General features: G+C 75.3%; 8 protein-coding genes and 3 pseudogenes. 9 read left to right on the forward strand and 2 right to left on the reverse strand.

Features of this window, described 5'->3' with window-relative positions; all coding sequences use genetic code 11:
* Nucleotides 1–386: 386 nt before the first annotated feature.
* The 6 genes and pseudogenes from AF335_RS01840 to AF335_RS01865 form a co-directional block, all read left to right on the forward strand.
* Nucleotides 387–1,418: pseudogene (locus AF335_RS01840) on the forward strand (Strvi_7410 family MBL fold metallo-hydrolase); the annotation flags it as partial.
* Between the two features lie 345 nt (nucleotides 1,419–1,763).
* On the forward strand, nucleotides 1,764–3,032 hold the full coding sequence (locus AF335_RS01845) for an SCO2321 family membrane protein (RefSeq protein WP_102916476.1): 1,269 nt from the start codon (nucleotides 1,764–1,766) through the stop codon (nucleotides 3,030–3,032).
* Entirely contained in the window at nucleotides 3,029–3,724 is a 696-nt protein-coding gene (locus AF335_RS01850) for an SCO2322 family protein (protein ID WP_102916477.1), read from the forward strand. The genes AF335_RS01845 and AF335_RS01850 overlap by 4 nt, the downstream gene beginning before the upstream one ends.
* Nucleotides 3,721–4,851, forward strand: a pseudogene (locus AF335_RS01855) (energy-coupling factor transporter transmembrane component T); the annotation flags it as partial. The gene AF335_RS01850 and the pseudogene AF335_RS01855, both read left to right, overlap by 4 nt.
* Nucleotides 4,852–5,267: 416 nt before the next feature.
* Nucleotides 5,268–6,952: pseudogene (locus AF335_RS01860) on the forward strand (ABC transporter ATP-binding protein).
* Nucleotides 6,949–7,953 carry an ECF transporter S component gene (locus tag AF335_RS01865; protein ID WP_228773324.1) on the forward strand — a complete coding sequence of 335 codons (1,005 nt, stop codon included), beginning with the start codon at nucleotides 6,949–6,951 and terminating at the stop codon, nucleotides 7,951–7,953. The pseudogene AF335_RS01860 and the gene AF335_RS01865 overlap by 4 nt, the downstream one beginning before the upstream one ends.
* Here AF335_RS01865 and AF335_RS01870 read toward each other — a convergent pair.
* Nucleotides 7,940–8,419, reverse strand: coding sequence for a GNAT family N-acetyltransferase (locus tag AF335_RS01870; RefSeq protein ID WP_102916990.1), 480 nt, complete (start codon nucleotides 8,417–8,419; stop codon nucleotides 7,940–7,942). The genes AF335_RS01865 and AF335_RS01870 overlap by 14 nt on opposite strands.
* A 152-nt stretch (nucleotides 8,420–8,571) precedes the next feature.
* Nucleotides 8,572–9,741, reverse strand: coding sequence for a steroid 3-ketoacyl-CoA thiolase (locus AF335_RS01875; RefSeq protein WP_102916478.1), 1,170 nt, complete (start codon nucleotides 9,739–9,741; stop codon nucleotides 8,572–8,574).
* Nucleotides 9,742–10,032: 291 nt separating this feature from the next.
* Between AF335_RS01875 and AF335_RS01880 the strand changes: the two genes are divergently transcribed.
* The 3 genes from AF335_RS01880 to AF335_RS35335 all read left to right on the forward strand — a co-directional run bounded on the left by AF335_RS01880 (nucleotide 10,033) and on the right by AF335_RS35335 (nucleotide 12,638).
* Nucleotides 10,033–11,265, forward strand: coding sequence for a cytochrome P450 (locus AF335_RS01880; protein ID WP_102916479.1), 1,233 nt, complete (start codon nucleotides 10,033–10,035; stop codon nucleotides 11,263–11,265).
* A 151-nt stretch (nucleotides 11,266–11,416) separates the two neighbouring features.
* Nucleotides 11,417–12,034 (forward strand): DUF6230 family protein, encoded by a 618-nt coding sequence (locus AF335_RS01885; RefSeq protein WP_102916480.1) that lies wholly within the window; start codon nucleotides 11,417–11,419, stop codon nucleotides 12,032–12,034.
* A gap of 1 nt (nucleotide 12,035) precedes the next feature.
* Entirely contained in the window at nucleotides 12,036–12,638 is a 603-nt protein-coding gene (locus AF335_RS35335) for a DUF6114 domain-containing protein (RefSeq protein ID WP_244926881.1), read from the forward strand.
* Nucleotides 12,639–13,240: the final 602 nt, after the last annotated feature.

Here is a 13,240-nt window from a genome sequence, read left to right on the forward strand (position 1 = left end):
GGCGGGCGGTGCGCCCGCCCCGTAGATCCGGCGCGGGTCCGGCGCCGGCCTGACGCCGATCTGACGCAGCATCAGAACTGATAGCAGTTCTCGTTATAGTGGGCAATGCCGCCGCGCGGCGGTGACGGGGAGGGCCCATGGCGCACGTGCCGCACACGCCCGGGACGCCGCACACGCCCGGGACGCCGGAGGCGCCGGGAACACCGGACGTGCCGGGAACACCGGATACGCCGGGGATACCGGACGAGCCCGGCACACCCGAGCCGCCCCGCACTCCCGACCCACTCGGCACACCCGAGCCGCCCCGCGCGCCCGACCCACCCAGCACACCCACCCCACCCCGCACCCCCGACCCATCCAGCCCCCCACCCCGCCCCACCCCCCACGTCACCGACCACGGCGGCGGCGTCTGGTCCGTGCCCGTGCCGATCCCCGGCAATCCCCTCGGCCACACCCTCGTCCATCTCCTGGACACCGGCCGCGGCCCGGTCCTCGTCGACACCGGCTGGGACGACCCCGCCTCCTGGGACGTCCTCCGCGCCGGGCTGGCCGCCTGCGGCACGTCCGTGGAGGCGCTGCACGGCGTCCTCGTCACCCACCACCACCCCGACCACCACGGCCTGTCCGGCCGGGTCCGCGAGGTCTCCGGCGCCTGGATCGCCATGCACCCCGCCGACACGCAGCTGGTCCGCCATCTGCGCGGGACCCCGCCCGGCCGCTGGATCGACCTGCTCGCCGAGAAGCTCGCGGCGGCCGGCGCGCCCGCCGGGCACCTGGCGCGGCTGGAGGCGGCGCGGGGCCGCGCCCGGGAGCTGCCCGGGGCGCGGGCGGCGCTGCCGGACCGGGAGCTCGTCCACGGCGAGCTGCTCGACCTGCCGGGCCGCCGGCTGCGCGCCGTCTGGACGCCGGGTCACACGCCCGGCCACGTCTGTCTGCACCTGGAGGAGACCCACCCGCGCGGCGGCACCGGCCGGCTCTTCTCCGGCGACCACCTGCTGCCGGGGATCACCCCGCACGTGGGCCTCTACGAGGTGTACGAGCCCGGCCGCGCCCCCGGCGCGCGCCCCGCCGACCCGCTCGGCGACTACCTCTCCTCCCTCGCCCGCGTCGCCGCCCTGCGCCCCGCCGAGGCGCTCCCCGCCCATCAGCACGCCTTCACCGACGTCCCCGGCCGGGTACGGGAGCTGCTCGCCCACCACCGCGCCCGGCTGGCCGCCCTCCGCGCGCTGCTGGTCACGCCCCGGACGCTGTGGCGGCTCACCGAGTCCATGGAGTGGAACCGGCCCTGGGAGCTGATCCCGTACGGCTCGCGGAACATCGCCGTCGCCGAGGCCGAGGCGCATCTGCGCCACCTCGTCGCGCGCGGGCTGGCCGAGGCCGTGCCGGGCACCCACCCGGTCGCTTACGTGGCGGTATGAGCACCTCGTAAAGGGGCGGCTAAAGTGTCCGTGACAACTTCATCCCGCCTCGGAACGGGGAAAGACCGGTGCGAATCCGGCGCTGACCCGCAACCGTGACCACGGCCCGCCCCCGCGGCCGGCCGTGCGAGCCGGACCACCCGGTCCCTGGCGGCAAGGCTTCCGGAGCCGGTCGCGCCGCCCGTCGGCGCCGCCCGGCCCACCGGCACCGTCGAGGTATGCGGAGCCGAGCCCGGTGCCACCGCGCGGAGTTCGCGGCGGAGCTGCCGTGCGAGGCTGTGCGCCCCTTCCCTCGCGTTCCCCCGCAGGCCGACCACCGCAACACCCACCGAGAGGCACCGACCCATGGCCCCCTCCTTCGCCGTCCCCGCGCGCCGTGGCGCCGCGGCCCTGGCCGCCGCCGTCGTGCTGAGCGCGGCCATGGCGCCCGCCGCCTTCGCCGACGCCTCCCCGTCGCCGGCGGGCGGGCTGTACGGCACGACCGACCCGAAGTTCGACGGTGTCTTCCGGCAGTCCCTGGCCTTCGTGGCGCAGGGCGCGGCGGGGGTCCGGCCGGCGAAGTCCGCGGTCGACTGGCTGGCCGGTCAGCAGTGCGCGGACGGTGGCTTCGCCGCCTACCGCGCCGACGTCTCGAAGGCGTGCGACCCGCAGAAGGACGAGTTCACCGACGCGACGGCCGCCGCCGTGCAGGGTCTGGTGGCCGCCGGCGGGCAGGGCGACGCGGTGAAGAAGGGCCTCGACCGGCTCAAGGCCCATCAGAACGCCGACGGCGGCTGGGGCTACCAGGCGGGCAGCCCCACGGACGCCAACTCCACGTCCATCGCGATCGGCGCGTTCGCCGCCGCCGGGCAGGACCCGGCGAAGGACGCCGTCAAGGACGGCAAGAACCCGGTCGACGCCCTGCGCGCCTTCCAGCTCGGCTGCGACGCCAAGGAGGGGGAGCGCGGCGCCTTCTCGTACCTGAAGGACAAGGACGGGCTGCGCGCCGACAACCTCGCCAGCGCGGCCGCCGGGCTCGCCACCCGTGGCAAGGGCTTCCTGGTCGGCCCGGTGAAGAGGGACGCCGACGAGCCGGTGAAGCCGCTGTCCTGCGAGGACGGGGACGGCGCCCCGAAGGACGCCGCCGCGGCGGCGGAGGCCGTGGACGGCTATCTGGCCGCGGTGCTCGACAAGAACGGCGGCTACCTCCTGCCGTCCATGCCCGGCGCCCCGGCCAAGCCCGACCAGGGCAGCACCGCCGACGCCGTCCTCGCGCTGGCCGCGGGCGGCCACCGTACGGCCGCCGAGAAGCCGCTGAAGTGGCTCGCGTCCAAGGAGAGCGGCACGGCCGCCTGGGCCGACAAGAACCCGGGCAAGCTCGCCAAGCTGGTGCTCGCCGCCCATGCGGCCGGCGCCGACCCGCGCGCCTTCGGCGGCGCCGACCTGGTCGCGCAGCTGACCGCGACCGGCCCGAAGCCGGAGGCCGCGGACACCGCCGCGGACGAGAAGAAGGACGAGAAGAAGAAGGACGACGACAAGGGCTTCGGCACCTGGTGGGTCGTCGGCGTCTTCTTCGTCGCCAGCGTCGGCGCGGGCTTCCTGATCAGCGGTCGCAAGAAGAAGCAGCAGCTGTGACGCGGGCACGCGGCGCGCGCGCCCTGGGCGCGCTGCTCCTCGCCGGGCTGCTCGCGGCGCTCGGCGCCGCGCCCGCGCAGGCGGCGGGGTACCGGTACTGGTCGTTCTGGGAGAGCTCCGGCGACGGCTGGGCGTACGCCACGCAGGGCCCGTCCACGGCGCGGCCCGGCGACGGCTCCGTCATCGGCTTCCGGTTCGCCGTCAGCACGGACTCCAAGGACGCCGCGAAGCCGCGCGCCGCGGCCGACTTCGGCGCCGTGTGCGACGGCACGCCGGAGGAGGACGGCCGCAAGCGGGTCGCGGTCGTCGTCGACTTCGGCACGCCCGCCGACGCGCCCGGCGGCGAGACGCCGCCCGGGCAGCGGACGGCGTGCGCGCGGGTGACCGAGGACGCGAGCGCCGGCGAGGCCCTCGCGGCCGTCGCGAAGCCGCTGCGCTACGACTCGTCGGCGCTGCTGTGCGGCATCGCGGGCTACCCGGGTTCGGGCTGCGGCGAGCAGGTCGGCGCGCAGGAGCCGAGGAAGGAGAAGGGGAGCTCCACGCCCTCCTCCCCCAAGGACCCGGGCAACACCGCGGCGCCCGGGGGCGCGGACGACGACGGCGGTCCCTCGGCCGGTCTGATCGGTGGCGTCGCCGCCGTGGTCGTGCTCGGTGCCGCCGCCGTGTGGCAGGCGCGCCGCCGCCGCGGATGAGCGAACGTACGGCGCCGGGGCGGGACGGCGGGCGCGGTGGCCGCACGGCCGCCGCCCCGCTCACCGGCCGCGCGGGCGCGCTGCACGCCGGGGCGTGGTGGGTCTGGGCCCTGGGCCTCGCGACCGCCGCGTCCCGCACCACGAACCCGCTGCTGCTCGGCCTGCTGATCGGCGTCGCCGGGTACGTGGTGGCGGCGCGGCGCACGGACGCGCCGTGGGCCCGCTCGTACGGCGCGTTCCTCAAGATCGGTCTGTTCGTCATCGGGATCCGGCTGGTCTTCGCCGTGGCGCTCGGCTCGCCGATCCCGGGCACGCACACCCTCGTCACCCTGCCGGAGGTCCCGCTCCCCGACTGGGCGAAGGGGGTGCGGATCGGCGGCCGGGTGACCGCCGAGGGACTGATGTTCGCGTTCTACGACGGGCTGAAGCTGGCCACGCTGCTGATCTGCGTCGGCGCGGCGAACGCGCTCGCGAACCCGGCACGGCTGCTGAAGTCCCTGCCGGGCGCGCTGTACGAGGCGGGGGTGGCGATCGTCGTCGCGATGACGTTCGCGCCGAACCTGGTGGCGGACGTGCAGCGGCTGCGCGCCGCGCGCAGGCTGCGCGGCCGCCCGGACCACGGCCTCAAGGCCCTGCTCCAGGTGGGGCTGCCGGTGCTGGAGGGCGCTCTGGAGCGTTCCGTGGCGCTGGCGGCGGCGATGGACGCCCGGGGGTACGGCCGTACGGCGCGGGTCCCGCGCGCGGTGCGGCATACGACGAACGTCCTCACCCTGGGCGGGCTGCTCGGCGTCTGCGCCGGGACCTACGGCTCGCTGGCCGACGAGGGAGCGGGCTACGGCCTGCCCCTGCTCCTCGCGGGCCTCGCGGCCGCCCTGGCCGGCCTGTGGCTGGGCGGCCGCCGCTCGGTCCGCTCCCGCTACCGCCCGGACCGCTGGGGCGCCCGTGCCTGGCTGGTGTCGGGATCCGGCGCGGCGGTGGCGGCCCTGATGATCTGGGCGAACGCCTACGCCCCCGCCGCCCTGCACCCCCCGGCGGTCCCGCTGACCGCCCCGGAACTGCCGCTGTGGCCGGCGGTGTCGATCCTCCTGGGCCTGCTCCCGGCACTGGCGGCCCCGGCACCGGCCCGGGCCGCCGACCGGCCGGCGGCCGGGACGGACGTCCTGTCCCGCCCGGCGGCGGGTGACGGCGCGCCCGCGTCCCGGCCCCGGCCGGGACGCCCCGCGGCGGGGGCGGCCGGAGCGGACACCGGCACGGCGCGCCGGCTCCGCCTCGCCGACGGGCCGACCGCCCCTGGGGAGGGGCACGGTTCCCCGGCCGGGGCCCGGCCCGCCGAAGCCGGCGCCCCCGTCCACCCCCGCCCGAGGGCCGGAGGCCGGGCCGGAGAACACCGTCCGTCCGCCCGGACGGAGCCCGACGCATTCGACCCGCCCGACGCCCCCGTCCACCCCTCCCCCGCACGTCCCGCGCATCCCCCTGGTGACGGCACCGCCGCCGACCCCACCACTCCCCCGGGCCCCGCGCCCGGTCGCAAGGAGGCCCCTCAGTGATCCGGTTCGAGCAGGTGTCCGTCTCGTACGACGGGGCGGGCGCGCCCGCGTTGCGCGGGGTGGACCTCACCGTGCCCGAGGGGGAGCTGTGTCTGCTCGTCGGCCCGTCCGGGGCCGGCAAGTCGACCCTGCTGGGCACGGTCAGCGGCCTCGTACCGCACTTCACCGGCGGCACCCTGCACGGCCGGGTCACCGTCGCGGGCCGCGACACCCGCACCCACCGGCCGCGCGAGCTGGCCGACGTCGTGGGGACCGTGGGGCAGGACCCGCTGGCCCACTTCGTCACCGACACCGTCGAGGACGAGCTCGCCTACGGCATGGAGTCCCTCGGCCTCGCGCCCGGCGTGATGCGCCGCCGCGTCGAGGAGACCCTCGACCTGCTGGGCCTCGCCGCCCTGCGCGACCGTCCCATCGCCACCCTGTCGGGCGGGCAGCAGCAGCGCGTGGCCATCGGTTCCGTGCTGACCACCCACCCCCGGGTGCTGGTCCTGGACGAGCCGACGTCCGCCCTCGACCCGGGCGCCGCCGAGGAGGTCCTGGCCGTGCTCCAGCGGCTGGTGCACGACCTGGGCACGACGGTGCTGATGGCCGAGCACCGGCTGGAGCGGGTCGTGCAGTACGCGGACCAGGTCCTCCTGCTGCCCGCGCCCGGCGCGGCACCGGTCCTCGGCGACCCCGCCGCGCTCATGGCCGTGTCACCCGTCCAGCCGCCCGTCGTGGCGCTCGGGCGACTCGCCGGCTGGTCGCCGCCGCCCCTGTCCGTACGGGACGCCCGCCGCAGGGCCGCCCCGCTGCGGGAGCGGCTGGCACAGCTGGCGCCACCGGCCGGGCCGGATCCCGCCGGCGCGCCCGCCCCGGCCGGACGCCCGCCGCCCCGCGCCGCGCCCGCTTCCCGCGCCGTTCCCCGCGCCCCTCCCCCGGTGGCCCCGCCGAGGTGACGGGCCTCGCCGTCCGGCACGGCCGGGTGGTCGCGCTGCGGGACGTCGGGCTGTCGGTACGGGCGGGCGAGACCGTCGCGCTCATGGGCCGCAACGGCGCCGGGAAGTCCACGCTGCTGCGCACCCTGGTCGGCATGCACAAGCCCGCCGCCGGGACCGTGCGCGTGGGCGGGGCCGTCCCCCTGGACACGCCGCCCGCGGAACTGCTGCGCCACGTCGGCCTCGTGCCGCAGGAGCCGCGCGACCTGCTGTGCGCCGACACGGTCGCGGCGGAGTGCGCGGCGGCCGACGGCGACGCGGCCGCCGTCCCGGGCACGTGCCGGGGCCTGGTCTCGGAGCTGCTGCCGGACGTGGCCGACGCGACCCACCCGCGCGACCTGTCCGAGGGCCAGCGGCTCGCGCTCGCCCTCGCGATCGTGCTGACGGCCCGTCCGCCGCTGATCCTGCTGGACGAGCCGACCCGGGGCCTCGACTACGCGGCCAAGGCCCGCCTGGTGGAGATCCTGCGCGGCCTGGCCGCCGACGGCCACGCGATCGTGCTGGCCACGCACGACGTGGAGCTGGCGGCGGAACTGGCGCACCGGGTCGTGGTCGTCGCCGACGGCGAGATCGTCGCGGACGGCCCGACGGCGGAGGTCGTGGTGGCGTCCCCGGCGTTCGCGCCGCAGGTGGCGAAGGTCCTGGCGCCCTTGCCGTGGCTCACGGTCCCTCAGGTGCGGCGGTCGCTGGAGGCGGGGGCATGACGGAGAGCCGTGACGCCCGGGAGGCGTCGGAGGAAGGGCCGCGGGACGAGGCGGGGGCGCACGGGCGCGACGGCGGAGCCGCCTCCTCGCCCGGCGGCCTGCCCGCCGCCCACCCGACGGCGCCGCAGGAAGGCGACACCGGTCCGGCACCCGGCGGCTCGTACGCCCGCCGGACCGTACGCCCTCCCGTCACCGACCGCCAGGTACGGGCCGTCCGGCTCGGCCCGAGGTCCGTGGCCGCGCTGGTGCTGGTCTCCGCCATCGGCGTCGCCGCCTTCGGCTGGCCGCTGCTCGCCGGTTCCGCCTCCGGGCTCGCCCACTCCAAGGACGCGCCGTGGCTGTTCGCGGCGCTGCTGCCGATGCTGCTCGCGGTCGTGGTGGCGACGATCTCCGACGCCGGGCTCGACGCCAAGGCCATCGCCATGCTCGGCGTGCTCGCGGCGGCAGGCGCGGCGCTGCGGCCGCTGGGCGCGGGCACGGCCGGCATCGAGCCGATGTTCTTCCTGATGGTGCTGTCCGGCCGGGTCCTGGGCCCCGGCTTCGGCTTCGTCCTGGGCGCCGTCTCGATGTTCGCGTCCGCGCTGCTGACCGGCGGGGTCGGGCCCTGGATGCCGTTCCAGATGCTGGCCATGGGCTGGGTGGCGATGGGCGCCGGCCTGCTGCCGGGGCCGGACCGGCTGCGCGGCGCCCGCGAGACGGCGCTGCTCGCCGTCTACGGGGCGGTGGCGTCGCTGCTCTACGGCACCGTCATGAACCTCCAGGGCTGGCCCTACATCGGCGCCCTGGCCACCGGGGTCTCGTTCGTCCCCGGCGACCCGCTCCCGGAGAACCTCGCCCGCTTCGTGGCGTACTGCCTCGCCACTTCCCTGGGCTGGGACCTGCCCCGCGCCGCGGTCACCGTCGTCGCCACCCTCACGCTGGGCCCGGCCGTGCTCAAGGCGCTGCGCCGGGCGACGCGGCGGGCGGCGTTCGACGCGCCGGTGGCGTTCAGGGACGGGTGAGCACGGCCCCGGTCCCCTCGTGGTCGCCGAGGTCGAAGACCAGCCTCGGGCGCTCCCAGGTGATCTCGGGCGGGATCGTGGGCGCCCAGCCGACGCGGACGCCGCCGACGCTGCGGTAGAAGCCCTCGGACGGCGGGTGGGACGTCACCGTGACCCGGGTCAGCCCGGCGGCGCGGGCCCGCTCCTTCATGTGCGCGGCGAGCCGGCGGCCGACGCCGAGCCCCTGGGCCGCGTCGGCGACGAACATCAGGTCCAGTTCGGCCGCGCCGAGCAGCAGCGCGTAGAAGCCGAGCGGCCGGTCGTCCGCGTCCGGGGCGAGGAAGACCTCGTGCTCGGCGACGTACCCGGGCGTGACCACGTAGTCCGCCACCATCGGCGCGTACGGGCCCGCGTACGCGCCGGAGCCCCGCACCAGCTCCGTGAGCCGCGCCGCGTCCGCCGCCGTCGCGCGTCTGATGTTCCCCACCACTCCCCCGTCCTGTGAGAGATCCCGTTAAGAGATCCCGTCATGCAAGAGATCTACCTCTGAGGGGAGTATTACCCGTTCCGGTGTGACGGAGCACAGGGCCTCCGTCACACCCGGACGCTCCCGGTGGCCGCCGAGCGGGCCCCGGCGCCCTACAGCCGCTGGAGGATCGTGCCCGTGGCCAGCCCCCCGCCCGCGCACATCGTGATCAGCGCGAATTCCTTGTCCGCCCGCTCCAGTTCGTACAGCGCCGTCGTGATCAGCCGGGCCCCCGTCGCACCGACCGGGTGGCCCAGGGCTATCGCGCCGCCGTTGACGTTGACCTTCTCCAGGTCCTGCTCGAAGACCCGGGCCCAGGACAGCACGACCGAGGCGAACGCCTCGTTGATCTCCACGACGTCGATGTCCTTCAGCGACATCCCCGCCCGGCCGAGCACCGCCCGGGTGGCGTCGATGGGTCCGTCGAGGTGGAAGTGCGGGTCGGCGCCGACCAGCGCCTGGGCGACGATCCGGGCCCGGGGGCGCAGCTTGAGCGCGCGGGCCATCCGTTTGGAGGCCCACATCACGGCGCACGCGCCGTCCGAGATCTGCGAGGAGTTGCCCGCGGTGTGGACGGCGGTCGGCATCACGGGTTTGAGCCCGGCGAGGGCCTCCCGGTCGGTGTCCCGCAGCCCCTGGTCGCGGTCGACCAGCCGCCACATCCCCTGCCCGGCCTGCTGTTCCTCCTCGGTGGTGGGCACCTGGACGGCGAAGGTCTCCCGCTTGAAGCGCTCCTCGGCCCAGGCCCGGGCGGCCAGCCGCTGGGAGCGCAGGCCGAGCCCGTCGACGTCCTCGCGGGTCAGGCCGCGCCTGCGGGCGATGCGCTCGGCCGCCTCGAACTGGTTGGGGAGGTCGACGTTCCACTCGTCCGGGAAGGGGCGGCCCGGCCCGTTTCTGGAGCCGCTGCCCAGCGGGACGCGGGACATCGCCTCGACGCCGCAGCCGATGCCGATGTCGATGACGCCGCTCGCGACCATGTTGGCCACCAGGTGGTTGGCCTGCTGCGAGGAGCCGCACTGGCAGTCCACGGTGGTGGCGGCGGTCTCGTAGGGCAGGCCCATCGCGAGCCAGGCCGTGCGCGCGGGGTTCATCGACTGCTCACCGGCGTGGGTGACGGTGCCGCCGACGATCTGCTCGACGCAGTCGGGCTGGATGCCGGTACGGGCGAGGATCTCGCGGTAGGTCTCGCCGAGCAGATAGGCGGGGTGGAGGTTGGCGAGCACTCCTCCGCGCTTGCCGATCGGGGTGCGTACGGCTTCGACGATGACGGGTTCGGCGGCCATGTGGGTCCTCTCGTGGCATCCGCGGGGCGTCCCGGCGCCCCCGGCGCTGTGTCAACTCCCGATCCCCCGTCGAACTAGTACGCGTTCTAGTCCCGTCCGCAGTCTTATGACTGCTACCCCCGGTACGCAAGGGTCGCGCACCCGCCGCGTCCGCAACAGATGGCGTCACCACCCTTGCCGCCTCCGGGCCGCGTCACTACCTTCGGGACATTTCTGATGACCCGTCAGTCAATAGGCGCACCCCTCACCCGCCGGGCGGCCGCCGGCCGCCCCCACCCCGGGAGCCCCCCGATGACCTGCCCCGCGCTGCCCGAAGGCTTCGACCTCACCGACCCCGACGTCTACCGGGACCGGGTGCCCCTCCCCGAGTTCGCCGTGCTGCGGCGCACGGCCCCCGTGTGGTGGAATGCCCAGCCGCACGGCGCCGCGGGCTTCGACGACGACGGCTACTGGGCCGTCACCCGGCACGCGGACGTCAAGGAGGTGTCCACCCGGCCGGAGGTCTTCTCCGCCTTCCGCAACACCTCGATCATCCGCTTCAACCCCGCCATCGCCCGCGAACAGATCGACGCCCAGCGCCTGATCATGCTCAACATGGACCCGCCCGAGCACACCCGCGTCCGCCGGATCGTCCAGCGCGGCTTCACCCCGCGCGCGATACGGGCCCTGGAGACGGCCCTGCGCCGCCGCGCGGAGGCGATAGTGACCCGGGCCCGGGGGCGCGGCAGCGGCGACTTCGTCACCGACATCGCCTGCGAACTGCCCCTGCAGGCCATCGCCGAGCTCATCGGCGTCCCCCAGGAGGACCGGGCCCGGATCTTCGACTGGTCCAACAAGATGGTCGCGTACGACGACCCCGAGCTCGCCGTCACCCAGGAGGTCGGCCAGGCCGCCGCCATGGAGCTCATCTCCTACGCGATGGGGCTGGCGGCCGCGCGCAAGGAGTGTCCGGCCCGGGACATCGTCAGCCGGCTCGTGGCCGCCGAGGACGAGGGCAATCTCGCCTCGGACGAGTTCGGGTTCTTCGTCCTCCTGCTGGCCGTCGCGGGCAATGAGACCACCCGCAACGCCATCAGCCACGGCATGCACGCCTTCCTCACCCACCCCGAGCAGTGGGAGCTCTACAAGCGCGAGCGCCCGGCCACCACCGCCGAGGAGATCGTCCGCTGGGCGACCCCGGTCGTCTCCTTCCAGCGGACGGCGACCCGCGACACCGAGCTCGGCGACGCCCGGATCACCGAGGGCCAGCGCGTGGGCGTCTTCTACGCCTCCGCCAACCACGACCCGGAGGTCTTCGAGCACCCGGACGCCTTCGACATCACCCGGGACCCCAACCCCCACCTGGGCTTCGGCGGGGGCGGACCGCACTTCTGCCTCGGCCGGTCGCTCGCCGCCCTGGAGATCGACCTCATCTTCCACGCGATCGCCGACACCCTTCCGGACATCCGGCTGGCGGGAGAACCAAGGCGGTTGAGGTCGGCGTGGCTGAACGGGATCAAAGAGCTACGAGTGAGCTATGTGTAACCCGGTCTTGCTGATGCTTCGTCAATTTCCTTGAAACACAAGGGAATCGGGGCACCCCCGCACCTTGTCGGGCGCCGAGAAACGGACTTACTCTCGGGTAACGCCTCCCTGGGCCCGAGGCCCTCCGACGCTCTCCGAGGGGACATCAGCGATGCAGGACGCTCAAGGCAGACCGGTGACCGGGCGCGTGCGGTGGCGGAAGTTCGCCGTGCTCGCGGTGCCCGGCTTCGCGGCCACCGCCGCCCTGGCCGTGGCGCTGGCGCAAGGGGCGCTGGCCGCCTCCTTCGCCGTCTCCGGACAGCAGTTCAAGATCTCGGCCGACAGCCTGGACGGCAAGGGCTTCGCCCAGTACGGCGGGGTCGACGTCAACGCCCACGACGAACTGATACCCGTCGCCGTGACCAGCATCAAACAGGCCGAGCTCAAGAAGCTCTGCCAGTCCGTGGTGATGCGACTCCCCATCCTGGGCGCGGTGTCCCTGAACCTCCACGCGGGCGGCAGCAAGCCGGTGCAGGCCACCGACCTCTTCCTGGACGCCACCCAGATGTCGGGCGACGCCGAGTTCACCAACATCGAGATCGGCCGCGACGCCTCCACCCTCGACAAGGGGCCGGAGGGGGCGCAGGGCATGACGGACGTCTTCGCCCAGCAGGCCGACAGGATCCAGATGACCAACGTCCACCAGACCGCGTGGGCGACCAACGCGGGCAGCTTCCGGCTGAACGGCCTGGACCTGAAGGTCCTCAAGGGCGAGCGGGAGTGCTTCTGACGTGGCGGCCGGCATCGACACCGGCCGCGCACGGCGTCACCCCTGGCCGGCGTGGCGCCGCTGGCGCAAGGGGCGCCCCTTCTGGGGCGGCCTGGCCTGCGTCCTCGCCGGTGCGGAGATCTGCGCCATCCCGCTGGCCCCGCTGAAGATCATGATCCATCAGGGGATCGCGGGCATCCCGTCGATCCTCATGGGGCTGATCATGATCATCATGGGGCTGACCGCGTGGTTCACCCCGCACTACCGCGCCCTGGCCGGGATCCTCACGGTGCTGATCGCGGCGGCGGCGCTGGTCATGTCCAACCTGGGCGGGTTCCTGATCGGCACCCTGCTCGGCATCGTCGGCGGCGGCATGATCTTCGCCTGGCAGCCGCTTCCGGCACCGGCACCGCCGACAGCGGCCGAGCGGGAGCCCGTACCGCCGCCGGCGGACGAGCCGCCCGCGGAGCACCTCCACGAGCCACCGCACGAGCGGACGTCCGGGGCGGCCCGGCCCACGGACGGGAAGACCTGGCCGCCGCCCCCGCGCGTACCGCCGTCGCCGTACCCGTCACCCGAGGGCGGGATCCTGCCCCCTCCCCGGGAGCCGTGGGAATCCGCGTGAGCCGTACGGGCGGGCCGGGCGAGGCCGCGCGCCTCGCGGGAGGGCCGTACGGGCCCGTCTGACCGCCGTACGCACTCGTGAGCCGCACGAGGCGTACGAGCCGCGAGCGCACGCGGCGAGAGCCGTGACACCCCGCACGAGAACCACACGTGGCGACCACACGGACAACCACACGAACGACCCCAGGAAGACCCACCGGAAGAACCGTTCCGGCACCCCTGCCCGAATCCCCGAATCCCCGAATCCCCATCGAGGAGTCCCCCATGACCTCTCCCAGAACGCACACCGGCACCCGCGCCCTGTTCGCCACCGGCGCCGGGCTGGCCCTCACCGCCGCGCTCACGCTGACCGGCGGCGGCACGGCGGGCGCCGAAGCGCGCGCGGCCGGGCCCACGACCGTCACCCCGGCGGGCCACTACTTCAAGGCCAAGCTCACCGGCAAGGCCACCTTCAAGGCCGGGCCGGTCACCGTGACGTGTACGGTCTCCGGCTCCGACCCCTCGGCCGACGGCGGGGCGAACAACCTGGTCCCCGGGGCGCCCGGCAACCACAACGACGCCGGACCGGTCAGCAGCGCCATCACCCCGCCGACCTACTCCTCC

Origin of the sequence: Streptomyces eurocidicus, from assembly GCF_002891295.1 — a bacterium.
GTDB lineage: Bacteria > Actinomycetota > Actinomycetes > Streptomycetales > Streptomycetaceae > Streptomyces > Streptomyces eurocidicus.

Bases quoted from the DNA above. Each gene is read 5' to 3' on its own strand.
- AF335_RS01845 (WP_102916476.1), top strand. From the start codon at position 1,764: ATGGCCCCCTCCTTCGCCGTCCCCGCGCGCCGTGGCGCCGCGGCCCTG.
- AF335_RS01865 (WP_228773324.1), top strand. From the start codon at position 6,949: ATGACGGAGAGCCGTGACGCCCGGGAGGCGTCGGAGGAAGGGCCGCGG.
- AF335_RS01875 (WP_102916478.1), bottom strand. From the start codon at position 9,741: ATGGCCGCCGAACCCGTCATCGTCGAAGCCGTACGCACCCCGATCGGC.
- AF335_RS01880 (WP_102916479.1), top strand. From the start codon at position 10,033: ATGACCTGCCCCGCGCTGCCCGAAGGCTTCGACCTCACCGACCCCGAC.
- AF335_RS01885 (WP_102916480.1), top strand. From the start codon at position 11,417: ATGCAGGACGCTCAAGGCAGACCGGTGACCGGGCGCGTGCGGTGGCGG.